Origin of the sequence: Aquamicrobium defluvii (assembly GCF_004363725.1) — a bacterium.
GTDB classification, from domain to species: domain Bacteria; phylum Pseudomonadota; class Alphaproteobacteria; order Rhizobiales; family Rhizobiaceae; genus Mesorhizobium; species Mesorhizobium defluvii.
In genome coordinates this window covers 1-15248 of the sequence record NZ_SNZF01000038.1, presented here as the reverse complement: position 1 = coordinate 15248, position 15248 = coordinate 1, and the positions used below count along the sequence as shown (strand labels likewise).

11 protein-coding genes and 1 pseudogene are annotated in these 15248 nt (G+C 63.3%); 8 read left to right on the top strand and 4 right to left on the bottom strand.

The window, feature by feature from the left end:
* Window positions 1–155 precede the first annotated feature (155 nt).
* The 3 genes from otsB to otsA are packed head-to-tail and all read left to right on the top strand — an operon-like array spanning window position 156 to window position 4068.
* A complete protein-coding gene (otsB, locus tag DES43_RS19810) occupies window positions 156–908 on the top strand; it encodes a trehalose-phosphatase (protein WP_051520835.1) in 753 nt (250 codons plus the stop codon).
* The gene (locus DES43_RS19805; RefSeq protein ID WP_035033127.1) at window positions 905–2704 is read left to right on the top strand and encodes a glycoside hydrolase family 15 protein; all 1800 of its coding nucleotides are present in this window, start codon (window positions 905–907) and stop codon (window positions 2702–2704) included. Before otsB ends, DES43_RS19805 begins: the two co-directional genes overlap by 4 nt.
* Window positions 2701–4068, top strand: coding sequence for an alpha,alpha-trehalose-phosphate synthase (UDP-forming) (otsA, locus tag DES43_RS19800; RefSeq protein ID WP_035033125.1), 1368 nt, complete (start codon window positions 2701–2703; stop codon window positions 4066–4068). Before DES43_RS19805 ends, otsA begins: the two co-directional genes overlap by 4 nt.
* A 160-nt stretch (window positions 4069–4228) precedes the next feature.
* On the opposite strand, the gene DES43_RS19795 is transcribed toward otsA, so the two are convergent.
* Entirely contained in the window at window positions 4229–5779 is a 1551-nt protein-coding gene (locus tag DES43_RS19795) for an acetolactate synthase large subunit (protein ID WP_035033122.1), read from the bottom strand.
* A 356-nt stretch (window positions 5780–6135) separates the two neighbouring features.
* Here DES43_RS19795 and DES43_RS23075 point away from each other — a divergent pair, with 356 nt between their 5' ends.
* The 4 genes from DES43_RS23075 to DES43_RS19775 all read left to right on the top strand — a co-directional run bounded on the left by DES43_RS23075 (window position 6136) and on the right by DES43_RS19775 (window position 11404).
* Window positions 6136–6858 (top strand): sigma-70 family RNA polymerase sigma factor, encoded by a 723-nt coding sequence (locus tag DES43_RS23075; protein WP_084496664.1) that lies wholly within the window; start codon window positions 6136–6138, stop codon window positions 6856–6858.
* 220 nt (window positions 6859–7078) lie between these two features.
* Entirely contained in the window at window positions 7079–8038 is a 960-nt protein-coding gene (locus DES43_RS19785; RefSeq protein ID WP_084496670.1) for a FecR family protein, read from the top strand.
* Between the two features lie 110 nt (window positions 8039–8148).
* On the top strand, window positions 8149–10713 hold the full coding sequence (locus DES43_RS19780) for a TonB-dependent receptor (RefSeq protein WP_035033113.1): 2565 nt from the start codon (window positions 8149–8151) through the stop codon (window positions 10711–10713).
* Between the two features lie 73 nt (window positions 10714–10786).
* Window positions 10787–11404 (top strand): biliverdin-producing heme oxygenase, encoded by a 618-nt coding sequence (locus DES43_RS19775; protein ID WP_035033110.1) that lies wholly within the window; start codon window positions 10787–10789, stop codon window positions 11402–11404.
* A gap of 440 nt (window positions 11405–11844) precedes the next feature.
* Here DES43_RS19775 and DES43_RS19770 read toward each other — a convergent pair.
* Window positions 11845–12246 (bottom strand): annotated as a pseudogene (locus DES43_RS19770) (IS6 family transposase); the annotation flags it as partial.
* Window positions 12247–12478: 232 nt separating this feature from the next.
* A complete protein-coding gene (locus tag DES43_RS19765) occupies window positions 12479–13411 on the bottom strand; it encodes a LysR family transcriptional regulator (RefSeq protein WP_051520833.1) in 933 nt (310 codons plus the stop codon).
* 95 nt (window positions 13412–13506) lie between these two features.
* Between DES43_RS19765 and DES43_RS19760 the strand changes: the two genes are divergently transcribed.
* The gene (locus DES43_RS19760) at window positions 13507–14463 is read left to right on the top strand and encodes a formylglycine-generating enzyme family protein (RefSeq protein ID WP_084496668.1); all 957 of its coding nucleotides are present in this window, start codon (window positions 13507–13509) and stop codon (window positions 14461–14463) included.
* Window positions 14464–14778: 315 nt separating this feature from the next.
* Here DES43_RS19760 and DES43_RS19755 read toward each other — a convergent pair.
* Window positions 14779–15248, bottom strand: a 470-nt coding sequence (locus DES43_RS19755) for a TOBE domain-containing protein (protein WP_133676079.1), incomplete at its 5' end; no start/stop codon positions are given.

The following is a 15248-nucleotide window of genomic DNA, read 5'->3' as shown; positions in this document are numbered from 1 at the left end:
GCGATCGACGGCGCGGGATTGTAAGCATACGCCGCCCGAAATCCGGGATCAAACACCTCTCTGGCCGAGAGGGTCTGGCACGTGGATCTGGCTCGGGGGTTGCCGATCGCGTCGCAGGGCCTATCCTTGCAGTCATGCATGATGAGACCTTATCGTTGCACGGGCATGGCCGGTCGTCCTGCCCGCTTCCGGAAAATGCCTCTGGCCTCGCGCTCTTTCTGGACATAGACGGCACGCTTCTCGACATCGCGCAAACGCCTGAAGCCGTTGTCGTGCCCCCCGATCTGCCCACTGTCCTGAAGCGGCTGGCGGATCGGCTGGACGGTGCGCTGGCGCTGATCACCGGCAGGTCGATCGGCACCGTAGACGACCTTTTCGGGCTTCCCGCAACCGCGGTCAGCGGGCTGCATGGCGCCGAATGGCGTGGCGCGGATGGCCGCACCGCGACCATCGCGACAACCGAGGCTTTCGAGCTTGCGCGCTCATATATGCGGCAGCAGACGGCGGATATGCCCGGCGTCATCTTCGAGGACAAGGGCGCTGCGATCGCCGCCCATTATCGCCTTGCCCCGGAGCGGGAAACGCAGGTGCGCGAACTGATGGCCGCCATTGCCGGTCCCGTCGCGGATGGATGGGAGCTTCAGGAGGGAAAGCAGGTCGTCGAGCTGCGCCCCCGCGGCCGCGACAAGGGCGATGCGCTTGCATCGTTCATGCGCGAAGCTCCGTTTCGCGGCCGCCGGCCGGTGGCCATCGGCGACGACGTGACCGACGAGACGATGTTCGCCGCCGCAAACCGTCTGGAGGGCCTGTCCGTGCGGGTGGGCATCGACGGCAGGCAGAGCCTCGCGCGGGGTCGCATGCGCGCACCCTCGGACGTCCGCGGCTGGCTTGCGAGGATCTCGGCATGAACCAGCCCCTGTTTGCGCCCTCCCTCGATCTCGGCGTGATCGGCAATTCAAGCAGCGCCGCGCTCATCGACCGCAATGGCTCCATTGTCTGGATGTGCGTGCCGCGCATGGATGGCGATCCCGTCTTCTACAGCCTTCTGGGGCAGGCGCCCGGCGGTGGCGGCCAGTGGTCGATAAGCCTGAGGAACATGGCCTCGAGCGAGCAGCGTTACGTGCGCAACACGGCCATTCTGGAAACGCTGCTGTCCGACCATGACGGCAACCGGCTGCGCATTACCGATTTCGCGCCGCGCTTCAAGGCGAACGGGCGCATCTTCCGGCCGCAGACGATCGTGCGGCTCGTGGAGCCCGTGGAAGGCGCGCCGCGCATTCAGGTGGATTTGCACCCGCGCCACGGCTACGGCGCGCATGAGCCGGAAACGACGCGCGGCACCAACCATATCCGCTTCCTGCTCGGCGGGCAGACCATGCGGCTGACCACCGATGCGCCGGTGGAATTCATCGAGCGCGGGACACCTTTCCTCCTCGACCGGCCCTGCGCCTTCATCCTCGGCCCGGACGAGCGGCTTGCGCAGGCGCCCCTGCACGCCGCCCGCGCCTTTCTGAAGGAGACGGAGAACTACTGGTGCGAATGGGTGCGCTATCTCACGCTGCCGATCGACTTCCAGGACGTGGTGATCCGCTCCGCCATCACGCTCAAGCTGTGCTCACACGAGGAGACTGGCGGTATCGTCGCCGCGCTGACCACCTCCATCCCCGAATATGGCCAGAGCGGCCGCACATGGGACTACCGCTTCTGCTGGCTGCGCGACTCCTACTTCACCGTGAAGGCGCTCAACCTGCTGGGCGCGACCAGGACGATGGAGGACTATCTCGGCTATGTGTCGAACATCGCCGCGGACTCGCCCGACGGCTATTTGCAGCCACTCTTCGGCCTCGGGCTGGAACGCCATCTCGACGAGACGATCGTGGGCGCCTTGCCCGGCTATCGCGGCTTCGGCCCGGTGCGCAGCGGCAATGCCGCCCATACCCAGGTGCAGAACGACGGATATGGCTCGGTGATCCTGTCGATAACGCAGTGCTTCTTCGACGAGCGCCTGCCGGTCATGGGCGGCGAAGCGCTGTTCGGCCGGCTGGAGCCGCTCGGCGATCAGGCCTTCGCGCGCTGGGATCAATCGGATGCCGGCATATGGGAATTCCGCACCCGCAACGGCGTCCACACCCATTCGGCCATGATGTGCTGGGCGGCTTGCGACCGGCTGGCGCGCATTGCCGTGAAGCTTGCCCTCGACAGCCGCGCCGCGCACTGGCGCCAGCGCGCCGACCTCATCCGTGCCGGCATATTGCAGCGCGCCTGGAACGAGGGCATGAACAGCTTCGTCTCCTCCTTCGGCGGCGCCGACCTCGACGCCAGCCTGCTGCTGATGCCGGAGATCGGTTTCCTGCCGGCGCAGGACCCGCGCTTCCTTTCGACGCTCGCCGCCTGCGAAGCACACCTGCGCTTCGGCAACCATCTCTACCGCTATCGCGCCCCGGACGATTTCGGCGAGCCGGAAACGGCTTTCACCGCCTGCACCTTCTGGCTGATCGATGCGCTGACGCGCGTCGGCCGCAAGGAGGACGCGCGCGCCATCTTCGCGGACGTGCTGAAGCACAGGAACCATCTCGGTCTTCTCTCGGAAGGGCTGCATGTCGAGAGCGGGGAACTGTGGGGCAACTTCCCGCAGACCTACTCCATGGTGGGCCTGATCAATGCGGCGATGCACCTGTCGCGCCGCTGGGAGGATGTGCTGTGAGCCGTCTGATCGTCGTGTCGAACCGCGTGCCGGACATCGGCAAGGGCCCGCCGCCGGGCGGGCTGGCGGTGGCGCTGAAGGCCGCGCTCGAACAGCGCGGCGGCATCTGGATGGGCTGGTCGGGCAAGTCGAGCGGATCGCAGGAACCCGGCCCCCTGCATGTGGAGGATCGGGGCGGCATCACCTTCGCGCTTTCGGACCTGTCGCGGCGCGACCTGTCCGAATATTACGCGGGCTTCGCCAACAGCGTGCTGTGGCCGCTGTGCCATTACCGGCTCGACCTCACCGACTATGCCCGCAAGGACATGGCCGGCTATTTCCGCGTCAACCGCTTCTTCGCGGAACGGCTACGGCCGCTGATCAGGCCGGACGACATCATCTGGGTGCATGATTACCATCTGATCCCGCTCGCCTCGGAGCTGCGCCGGATCGGCGTGGAAAACCGCATGGGCTTCTTCATGCACATCCCGTGGCCGTCGCCGGACGTGTTTCTTACGCTGCCCGTTCACGAGGCAATCATCGGCGGGCTGACCGCCTATGACGTGGTGGGCTTCCAGACGACGCACGACGCCGACAACTTCGCCTCCGGCCTGAAGCGCGAGGGCATCGGCGGCGATGTCGGCGGCGGCTGGATGGAAGCCTATGGCCGCCGCTTCCGCGCTGGCGCCTTTCCGATCGGCATCGCCACGCGCGACTTCGCGGAGCTGGCGCGTCAGGCCGTGCGCACGGCCGCCGTGCGCCGCTTCGCCGACAGCCTCGAAGGGCGCGACCTGATCATCGGCGTCGACCGCCTCGACTACTCGAAGGGTCTGACCCAGCGCATCGACGGCTACGAGAAATTCCTCGAGGCCAACCCGGCCTGGCGCGGCCGCACGACCATGTTGCAGGTGACGCCGAAATCGCGCACCGAGGTGCCCGGCTATGCCGCCATGCAACGCGAGGTCGCCGAGAGCGCGGGACGGGTGAACGGTGCGCTCGGCCGGCTCGACTGGGTGCCGATCCGCTACGTCAACCGCGCCATCGACCAGAAGGTGCTGGCCGGGCTCTACCGGGTGGCGCGCGTGGGCATGGTCACGCCGCTCAGGGATGGCATGAACCTCGTGGCCAAGGAATTCGTCGCCGCGCAGGACCCGGAAGATCCCGGCGTGCTGGTGCTGTCGCGCTTCGCCGGCGCCGCGCAGGAACTCGACGGCGCCATCCTCGTCAATCCCTACGACATCGAGGCTGTCGGTAACGCAGTGGCGAAGGCGCTGTCGATGCCTTTGGAGGAACGGCGGGCGCGCTTCGCGCCGATGATGAAGCAGCTGGAGGAACACGACATTTCCCGCTGGTGCTCCGACTTCCTCAGCGTATTGCGCGACTGAGGCACCAGCCGATATCCGGCACGATGGGAGCCGGCAGCTGCGGCCTCGCACTCAGCCTGAAGCGCGCCGCGGTCTTCCAGGTTGCCTGTCCGCGTTTCAGGCTGTCGTTTTCACGCATATCGCTATCACGAAAATGGTTCCCGCTTTCGGGCAGCATGGTTCAGATCCGGGCTTCGATGAGGAAGGGGCCCTTTCTTGCCAGAGCGGCATCGAGCAGGTCGATGAATCGCCCGATCGTTTCGGCGCGGGCAGCTTCCACGCCCATGCCGCGCGCTATAAGGCACCAGTCGAGATCCGGCGAATCGAGATCGAGCATGCGCCGTGCATTCCGGCCGAACTCGTTCACTCCGACATTGCGCATCTCGCCCTGAAGGATCGCATAGGCGCGATTCGACAGCAGCACCGTGACCACGTCAAGATTCTCGCGCGCCTGCGTCCACAGGCCCTGAACCGTATACATGCCGCTGCCGTCCGCCTGCATGGCCACCACCTTGCGGTCGGGACAGGCGACGCCGGCACCGACCGCCAGCGGAATGCCCTCGCCGATCGCCCCGCCGGTCAGGGGCACATGGTCATGGGGAGCCAGGCCCGGTGACAAGGCTGTCAGCCGCCCGCCCGAAGTGATCGCCTCGTCGATGACAATCGCGCCTTCCGGCAAGGCACGCGCAACCGCAACGCAGATGCTGTCGGCATCGAGCACGCCGTTCGGGGCCGCGATCTCGCGCTGCGTGAAACGGTTTGCCAGAAACGGTGCATCCCGGCCCACCCCCGTGAACCCGGCCAGCGCATCAAGGGTGCCTGAAAGATCGTGCTCATGACCAGCCAGTTGAATGACCTCGCAGGCTGGCGGCAGCATGGTGCCGGGCTTGCCCGGATAGGCGAAGAACCCAACCGGTTCACGGCCGCCGATGCAGATCGCCACCTCGAATTCGCGCAGGGCCTGAACCGCCTGGTCGACATTGTAGGGCACCGGGCGCGCCGCCACCCGTCCTGCTCCGCGCTCGGTGCGGTCGGAGGTCTGTGAAAACAGCGCGGCACCCGTGGCGGCCGCGATGCGGCCGGCGGTTTCGAGCGCACCGGCCCGCAACGCGCGACCGGCGAGGATGATGACCGCACGCCGGCCGCTGCGCAAAGCGGCGGCGGCTGCGGAAAGGGTCCCGGCGGGAACTGCCGGCGGCTGTGGCAACACCACCGGTGAGAGCGTATCAGGCTGCACCTCACCCCATGCCGCATCGGCCGGCAGGATCAGCGTCGAGACGCCCCGGCGCATCTGCGCCTCCCGGTAGGCTTCCTCGGTGCGGACGCGAACCTCGGCGGAAGTGCCAATACGGCCGACCCAGTGCGACATGGGGCGGGCAAGCCCTTCGATATCGCTGGTCAGCGGCGCGTCATGCTGAAGATGGTATGTTGCATGATCGCCCACCACATTGACCATGGGCGTATGCGCGCGACGGGCGTTGTGCATGTTGGCCAGACCGTTGGCCAGACCCGGGCCGGTATGCAGCAGGGTTGCAGCCGGCTTGTCTGCCATGCGTGCATAGCCGTCCGCCGCGCCCGTCACCACTCCTTCGGCCAGACCCAGGACACAGCGCATCTGCGGCTTGCGGTCGAGCGCCGCGACGAAGTGCATTTCGGATGTGCCGGGGTTTGCAAAGCAAACGTTGACATCATTTGTCAGAAGCACATCGCAAAGCATGTCCGCGCCGTTCATGGTGTCCCTTTCATGATGTGGCTGTTCGTCAGAAAGAGGGTTCGGATATCGGAGGGCCAGACTGGCCCTTGCGGACCAGCCGGAACTGACGCAGCCCGCAGGTGCATTGTTCATAAAGGCTTCTCCGTCTGCGAGGAAGAGCTCTGCCGCCACCATCTCCCTGACTCGTCGCCGCAGCGGCACGGACGGCAGGCTCGTGATGTTTCCGGCCATCGAACGGCTCCCGAAGTTCGATTGCGTCGGGTTCTGCGAATGCGCCGGGAAGATGGAAGATGCAGCCTTTCCCGGGAATATGGCGGAGATATTCCCCTACCGCATCCACACCGTGCTCGCCGACAACGGTACGGCCTGTGCCGATGTGCTCAGGAACCGCGAGGAACCCAGCCGGCGCTTCCCTGGAGCGGGCGGAAAACCACGATGATTTCAGTGACCCGCGTTCATGCTTTGGAAGCGCTCTAAATCACTGGCGTTGCAAGCATTTTGTAAACGCGCTATCAAAAATCCAGGTTGCCCCCACTCGCAGCGTCACAGCAGGCGAGACGTTCTCTGATCCCGTTATCGTTGTGACCACAACTCTCGCCGACATTTTCCTGAGCAACCGGAAGTCCATCATGTGGAGCGTATTGCGGATCGTGCGCGACCCGCAAACAGCCGAGGATGTTGCACAGGAAACCTATGTGCGGGCGCGCAGGGCGATCGAGCGCGGACCGATCGATCACATTGAAGCTTTCCTGTTCCAGACCGCTCGCAATATTGCAATCGATCTGTGCCGCCGTCGCGAAATGCTCGGACAAGTCGAGCGCGATGACGTACCGGAAGAAGACGTCCTGAACGTCGCATCGCCATTGCCATCCCAGGAGGCGAGCCTGATCGGTTCCGAACGGCTTCGATTGCTGGATGAGGCGATCAGGAAGCTGCCGGAAAGAGCCCGGACGGTCTGGTATCTGAACCGCGTCGAGAAATGGTCCTACCCGAGGATCGCGAAGCATCTGGGGGTGTCGCCGAATACCGTGTTCAACGACTTCAAGCTTGCCCACGGACATTGTGTTGCGGCGATGGCCAGGATCGATCGTAGCTGATACTTTTCCGTTTTCTGTCTGGCGGGTCGGCTGAACATCCGGATTCATCTGCAATCCCGCGACGTTCATCATGGAATTCGTTGTGAGATCAGTGTCAGCCAAACGTCTCATGTATGAGCGCGCTCTTTTTGCGACAGACCCTATCGGACCGACCTGAGTGGAAAGCGGCAAGCCAGATCACAGCAAGACACGCGACGGTCTCACACCTCCGGATTCCGCGATGGACGCCGCCCTGGAGTGGTTTGCGCTGCTTCAGGGATATCCAGACGATCATAGGCTGCGAGCGAAGTTCGAGGCATGGCGAAGGGCTGATACCGTGAACGCAAGGGCATTTGCCGAGGTCGCAGGGGTATGGGAGCTGGCCGAACTCGATGTTATAGCCGGCGATCTCGCGGGCGCTGTCAGAGGAGCCCGAACTGCCGGCGCTGTCACCACCATCCGGAGCCCGCGGCGGCGCAGCCGTACCTGGACCCATGCCGCTATGGCGGCAGCGGCATCGATACTGATCGCCGTTGGTGCTCGGCAGTATCCAGCCATAATGCTGAACTTGCGTGCGGACTATCAGACCGCAACCGGCGTGCAGGAAGAAATCACACTCCCGGATGGTTCGCATATGACGCTCAATACGGCGTCCGCGGTGGCACTGGATTTCGAAGGGGGCAAACGGTCTGTAACCCTGCTTCAGGGAGAAGCGTACTTCGACGTTGTTCCCGATCCTTCCCGGCCGTTCACGGTGTCGGCAGCGTTTTCCGAAGTCGAAGTCAAGGGAACGGCATTTGCCGCGCGGACCGGTCCGAAGGAGGATACCGTCGTTCTCGAACGAGGGCTTGTCGAGGTGGCCCGGCTGGCAGCCGCGACGGATAAGGTCGCGTTGCGCCCGGGAGAGTCGGTCACTGCAACGGCGACATCATTGTCGGGCGTGACGAGCGCGCACGTCGCGACGTCGCTGTCATGGCGGCATGGCCGGCTGGTTTTCGAGAACGAACCGTTCGCGCAAGTCCTCGGAGAGATCAGCCGCTACTATTCGCGCTCCATCTTCGTCACCAGCGACCGTATCGGCAACGCCAGAGTGACCGGCAACTATCGTCTCGACAATCCGGAGCGGACGATCCGCTCCCTTGCGGCGACAGTGGGCGCCACCGTCACGCGAATTCCCGGTGGAATTTTAATCCTTCGATAAAAACTCAACTTTCGTTGTGAGGTTTGGATCGCCCATTCGTCAACAGTATATGGGCCTGGTTCAGACTGACTGCTGCGGCCCTCCGAAACCGGACGAGTGAGGGATGGCTGATGGGTTGCGAAGCATGGAGTGAAGCAGGTAGCCGACTGGCACACGGGCATCGCAAGAAACGGTGTCTCCTTTCCGCTCTTGTCGCTTCGACAATCCTCGGCACTTCCAGCCTGTACATACCTGCCGTCGGCCATGCCCAGCAGCAGCCTTCGGAACAGGGGGCAAGTTTCAATATTCCGGCGCAGCCACTGTCCGCGGCCATCAATGCATTTATCCGTGCGACAGGCTGGGAAGTCGGTTTCCATTCTCCTGCCGTCGAAGGCAAGCGCTCGACGGCGATCAGCGGCTCGATGCCCCCCGCTCAGGCTTTGCAGTCACTGCTCGCCGGTACAGGCATCAGCGCGCGCATTTCCGGGCCATCCACGGCAGCTCTGGTATCGAACAACGACCGGGTCGCTCTGGCTCATGATCAGGCGATGGATGCGAACGGTTCGCTGGTGCTGGATACGATCACCGTGGTGGGCGCAAACGCTGGGTTGCCGGCGGACACGCCTTACGAGACCGCAGGATCGGGTGCCTATATTTCCGCGGAGGAAATCGACAGGGTGCCGCCGAGCAGCCAGGGCGACATTTTCAGGTCCACGCCGGGTGTCGTGTCGGCCGGCAGCCGCTCCGGCCAGGGGTTGAACATAAACATTCGCGGGCTCCAGGGCATGAACCGCGTCGCGACGCTGATCGACGGAACACAGCAATCCACATCGAGCTATACAGGCTATCGCGGGCACACCAGCAGCGTCTTCGTGGATCCGAACCTGATTGCGGGCGTGGATATCACCAAGGGCCCGAGCGATGGACCGCTCGGCAACGGCGCCATGGGCGGCGTCGTCAACATGCGCACGCTGAATGCGCGCGACATTGTGGCCGATGGCCAACAATATGGGGCTCGTGTCAGGGCAACTCTTGGCAGCAATACAGAGAGACCGCCCGCTGTTGGCACCGACACACAGAACGACAGCGCGCCCGATTTCTTCAACGGCGACAGTTTCAACGGTTCACTTGCCGCAGCGACCGTGCAGGAGAACTTCGAATTTCTGGCTGCGGTGACGCGCCGCAAGACCGGAAACTACTTCGCCGGCACCAAAGGGTCGAAATCGCTCGCAAACAACACCGGCGCACTGTCGCCGATTCCACCAGGCGGCGAAGTCTACAACACATCCGAGGATTCATTCTCCCTGCTGTTCAAGGGCAAAGCGCACTTCTCCGAGGACACCTCGCTGGAACTCAGCTATATGCGTTATGAGAATGAACATGGGGAACTGGATGATTTTCCCTATGTGTATTCTTTCGCGCCGCCTTCCCAACGGGAATTGCACAAAAGAAAGGTGGATACGGCAAGGGCCGATTTCTCATACAATCCTTCCGGGAATCCCTTTCTTGATCTCAATGTTTCAGCATGGCTGACAAATGTCGGGAGGACGGCTCCCATCACCCTGGACCGACCGTCGGAAGTCCTCACCTACGGGGTGGAAGCGTACAACAAATCGGATCTTGAAACGCCGATCGGCCATCTTGCGCTCACCTACGGCGTGCAGGCTTCCCTCGAAGATTCGGACGGGCAGGAAATTCATGATTCCTATTCGTGGGACCCCTCGCAGACATTTCTGGTGAGTGCCGGGCCGACGGGCAAGCGGCGGCTGGCAAGCGCATTCAGCCGGGCGAAGCTCGACATGACGGAATGGCTGAGTTTCAATGCCGGCTTGAGATACGATTCCTACCATATCGGGCAGGGACCGGGTGCGCTCGCGGAATATGGCGACAAGAGCGGGGGACGGTTTAATCCATCGCTCTCGGTTACGGTGGAACCATGGGACGGCGTTCAGTTCTATGGCCAGTATGTTCAGGGATGGCGGCCGCCCTCCTTGCGGGAGGCAAACTTCAGGCTTGGTACGATCCTCTATCCCAATCCTGCCCTGAAGCCTGAAAAAGCCACGAATTACGAGGCCGGAATCAATGTCCTGCGCTCGGATGTTCTCGCAAACGGGGATAGCCTGAAATTCAAGGCCAGCTATTTCAACAATACATATGACGATTACATCATCCGGGACTCGATCGCACAAAACTGGTCGGAACCGCGCCATTGGGCCAACATTCCAAAAGCGTCGTTTGAAGGGTTCGAGATCTCGTTCAAATATGACGCCGACCGCGTGTTCCTGGATGTCGGCGTCACCAGATACACAAAGGTCGAGTTTTGCCATCAGCTCACCGGCTGTGCGAGCAAGGCGCTCGGCGTCGACTATGGTGGCAACTACGTTCCGCCGGAATATCTTGCGACCGTCACCGGCGGCGTTCGCCTGTTCGACCAGAAACTGACGCTTGGTGCACGTGCCACCTTTATCGGCGAGCGCGCAGTGAGCGAGGTTATGGGGGGAGGCTACGTCACTCCCACGCTATGGCCCAAAAACGCCGTGTTCGACCTGTTCGGCAATTATCAGGTCAACGACACCGCTTCGCTCAATTTCAGCATCGAAAACTTGACAGACCGGTATTATCTGGACGCATTGTCATTCACCCGCGTCCCGGCTCCGGGACGGACCATACGCGCGGGACTGACCGCGAAATTCTGACCCCCCATCCACGGGGCGGGCTCCTGGCTCGCCCTGATCCGTTTTCCATTTTCTTTCCCGAGAGGCCGTATCCGTGAATGAAGCCGCCATTTTCGACAATCCTCCTGTTTTGTCCCGCTCGAAGCGCCTGAAGGCTGCAACGGGCGATACGCATGAGCGTCTGGACAGGGCGATCATGGCGGGCGAACCGTTCTCCAGCCGTGATCGCTATGTCCTGTTCGTGAAGATGCAACACGGCTTCCATCGTGACATCGACGCACTCTACGACGATGCAGAACTGGATGCACTGCTTCCCGACCTTGCGGGCCGGCGGCGGCTGCCGCTGATCGAAGGTGATCTGGCCGATCTCCGGATGGGCGCGCTGACCTTCGACGCATCACCTGCGTTCGCGGCAGGGACATCGCTCGATCTGGCGACAGCGCTCGGCTGGCTTTATGTTGCCGAAGGTTCGAATCTCGGCGCGGCGTTCCTGCTGAAGGATGCACAGAAACTCGGGTTTTCGGAGACCTTCGGCGCGCGGCATCTGGCCGGCGCCCCTGAGGGGCGCGGCCTGCACTGGCGCACCTTCACGGCCGCGCTCGATGCGGTGCACCTGTCCGACGAGGACGAGGCCCGCGTCATTGCCGGAGCACAATCCGCCTTCCGCCGCGTGCATGGATTGGTGCGGAAGGTTTTTGCAGTATCGCGGTGATCCGGCGATAGCCGTAGCGGCCATGAAGCGAGCCGGACGATGACGGCGGTCAATGCCTTATCGTCCGTTCCATCTCTGGTCTCCCCACGGCGGGTCGAATGATGCCGGTCGAGAACCCTGCATGCGAACCGCTCCGAGACGGAGAACTTCGCCATGACATGGTCGACACGGCGGCGGAAAGAACCCAGACGAGGTATTCACTTACCGCGCCGGCATCGACAATCCAGCAGGCTTCAGTCGATCAAATTGCGTGAGCGCACACTATGGTCCAACATCGCAACTCTACCAGTCCGGCGAAGCAAGCCGGACCGGACGGATATCGAGATGCGGCGACGAATTGATGCGCCACAAGTCCTCGGCTGATTTGGAAGCCTGGATCGACTGCGCGGCAAAAAGCCTGGTCGCATCATTCGCCAGCGGCATCGTCCGCGACAGGGTCGTGGTTTCAGCCGTCGCCGAGAGCGATCCCGCAAGCGATTTGTGGTGTCACAGGCAACGGTGGCCTCGTGGTTGGTCTGGCTGCCGTCGATGACGATGCGGTCGGGCCGGCCATGACGAGCCGGCGCCTTTCCGAAGAACCGCCTGGCCGATAGCAGGTCACGCTGCTCGCTGAACCGGAATTCGACTGTATCACCGACACTGTCGATGGCGTGGCAAAGGTACATCCACTGGCCGCAGACATTGATGTAAGCTTCGTCCATTTGCCATCTGCCAGTCACGCTCCGCTTACGTCGCTTAAAACGCGCCACCAATAATGGCGTGCAACGCACGGTCCAGCGGTGAATTGTCGTGTGGCCGACGGCGATACCCCGCTCGGCCATCATCTCTTCCAGATCACGCAGGTAGAATCGAAACCGAGATCGTGGCGGAGACCGAAATTGAGATCTGATTTCCATTCGTGATCTGCAAACTGCGGTCAAGAGGCCGATGTGTAGTGTCTCAGTCAGTCGTAAGATCCGCATCCAGAATATCGTTTGAGAAATTCGATCTTCCATGTCGGATCAGCATTCGTCGTCTCCGCTGTTTGGGCCGTTGCGGGCGATTTTTCCGATTGCGGGGTTCAGATCATCGATATCAGTCTTTCGCCTTAAGACCGGCGGCGGCGATCAGGTCCGTGAGCGTATGCTGCAGCATATCGTAGGGCGCGGTGGTCTCGATGGCCTTGTGATACAGGATCCCCGCATCGAAACTCCAGATTTCGCGTGTCGTCTCCACCTGGCGAATGCCGATATCGCGAAAGCTCCCGAACAGCGGCGCAGCAAGGCAGGCGAAAAAGTCGCCGCTGCGTACCAGTTCGACGACCGCCATGAGGGAGCTCGATTCGACCGCGATCCGCGGCGGCCCGATTCCCAGCGACTTCAGGAAGGCGCTCAAGCGCTCGATGGCGTCCGTATCGGCCTGGTAGAGGACCCACTGAAACCGGGCCAGGTTGTTGAGGTCGAGGGGCCGCCGCTCGAAGATCGGATGGGCATCCCGCGCGAAGATTGCGCTCCGGATGGTGATGAGCGGCCGAAAGCCGATATAGTCCGGAAGCGCCGACAGGTCATGCGGGCTGGCCGAAACCACGAGGTCGAGCTCGCCGGCAAAGAGCCTGGGGTGAATGACAGTATTGACCCCCACATCGAGGGTCGTGCGGACATCGGGGAAGCGCTGGTGCAGCCGCGTCAGCGCCTTGGGCAGCAGCGTGCCGCCCCAGAACGGCCCGCCGCCGATCCTGAGGTGCCCCCGGTGCCCGCTCCGCATCGCTTCCAGCTCGGACGAGGCAAAGCGGCATTCCGTATCGATCATCTGCGCATAACGCAGCAGCGTCCGCCCATAGATGGTGAGTGTGACGCCGCGGGTGTGCCTGTCGAACAGCGCTATCCCGCACTCCTCCTCGAGCCGCCGGATGTTCCGCGTCAGGGCCGGCTGGCTGAGCCCCATCTTCTCGGCGGCCGCCGTCACATTGCCCTCCCTCGCAACGATCAGGAACGATCGCAGCAGGCCGATATTGCGCAGCAGGTCCATAACTCCTCCCTATGGCTTTCCAGCTTTTAAGTATTATACGGCATGGCAAAGCTCCACTAGTGTCTGCCACGCGAGGTAGCGCAATGCGGAGCGACATGGCGGAAGTCCCGGAAGCGAAACGAAGCTGCTGCAGCCTGCCGCGCCGCGAAGGCGCCGGCAATGCACCGGCGCGACACGGAGAGGCTCTGCCGACGACGGCACCGGCACCAACGGACATCGCCTGGTTCGACGCGGGCATCGCGACTGTCGGTACCGACAGGCCCGTCATCGACGCGGACGGAGAGGGGCCGGCGCGCCAGGTGGCCGTGCGGGCCTATGGCCTGGACAGGTACGCCGTCACGAATGCGCGCTTCACCCGTTTCGTAGCGGACACCGGCCATGTCACGGATGCCGAGCGTTTCGGCTGGAGCTTCGTCTTCAAGGATTTCGTCGCACCGGGAACCGTGACCAGCCAGCCGGTCGGCCTGCCCTGGTGGCATCGGGTCGACGGCGCCACATGGCGCCTGCCGGGCGGCCCCGGCAGCCCGCTCCATGCGGATGACCGGCACCCGGTCGTCCACGTCTCCTGGAACGACGCGCAGGCATTTGCCCGCTGGTCTGGCGGCCGGCTGCCCTCCGAAGCCGAGTGGGAACACGCCGCCAAGGCCGGCCGGGCGGAGATGCGGTATCCATGGGGAGACGACGAGCCCAGCGACCGGGCCATCTACTGCAACATCTGGCAGGGTCGTTTCCCGCACATCAATTCCCTTGCCGACGGCTATGGCGGCACCGCACCCGTGGACGCGTTCGAACCCAACCCCTCGGGCCTCTTCAACATGTGCGGCAATATCTGGGAATGGTGTGCCGACGCGTTTCACGTCCAACCCCTCACGCAGGCTGCAAGGGAGCGCAACGCGCTCGCAGGCCGGAATGCCGAGCGCCTTCTCAAAGGTGGCTCACACCTTTGCCACATCAGTTACTGCTATCGCTATCGCATCGCCGCCCGCATGGGGCAAAGTGCCGACACATCGACAGGCCATATCGGCTTCCGTCTCGCCTATGACCGGCCCTGACATTCCTCCGCAGGCCCGGGGCACGTCCGCTGTCTGCGGGAGCTGTGCCGGCACGTACCAGATCGTCCCGGCACAGCTCCCGCAGATTGCGGAACGACCGGCGCCGAGGGCGCCCGCGACAAGGGAGACGGTTGTCGCCGACACGCCTGCCCGCTGTGCGATCGACGAACAGGTCCCGAAGACCATGATATCCGGATGCTGCAGGACGGAGTCCGCAAGCGGGGCCAGTTGCCGTGGAAATGCGGAACCGCTGGCCATGGCGAGGGCATGCAGCCAACTGTTCAGTCCCGGCATTTAGTGGATGGGATTGAACACCTAGAGGCGCCGCCCGCTTTGTGGATCGAAAAGGTGGATACGACCCGGATCGGGCGACAGCCGCACCGCGTGCCCGACCTGCACATCCAGTCGGTCGCGCGCGACGCAGGTGACCTCCTGCCCCGCCAGCCTTACGACGAGATAGGTTTCGGCCCCCGTCGGCTCCACCACGCAGACCTCCGCGGCAACGCCGTCTTCGTCGATGCCGATATGTTCGGGCCGGACGCCGTAGACCACGCGCCGACCGGCCAGCTCCGGGGCTGGTGCGGCAAGCGGCAGCCGGACGTCGCCGGCGAAGAATCCGCAGTCCCTGATCTCTCCCGTCAGGAAATTCATCGCCGGCGAACCGATGAAGCCGGCGACGAACATGTTGACGTGATCGGCCCCCACGGACGGGTCCAATTTGATTGTTAGTGCAATGATGGTCGCGGCGCCAGCGCGGGCGGCATTGCTGGTTGGGGTTGCAGGGC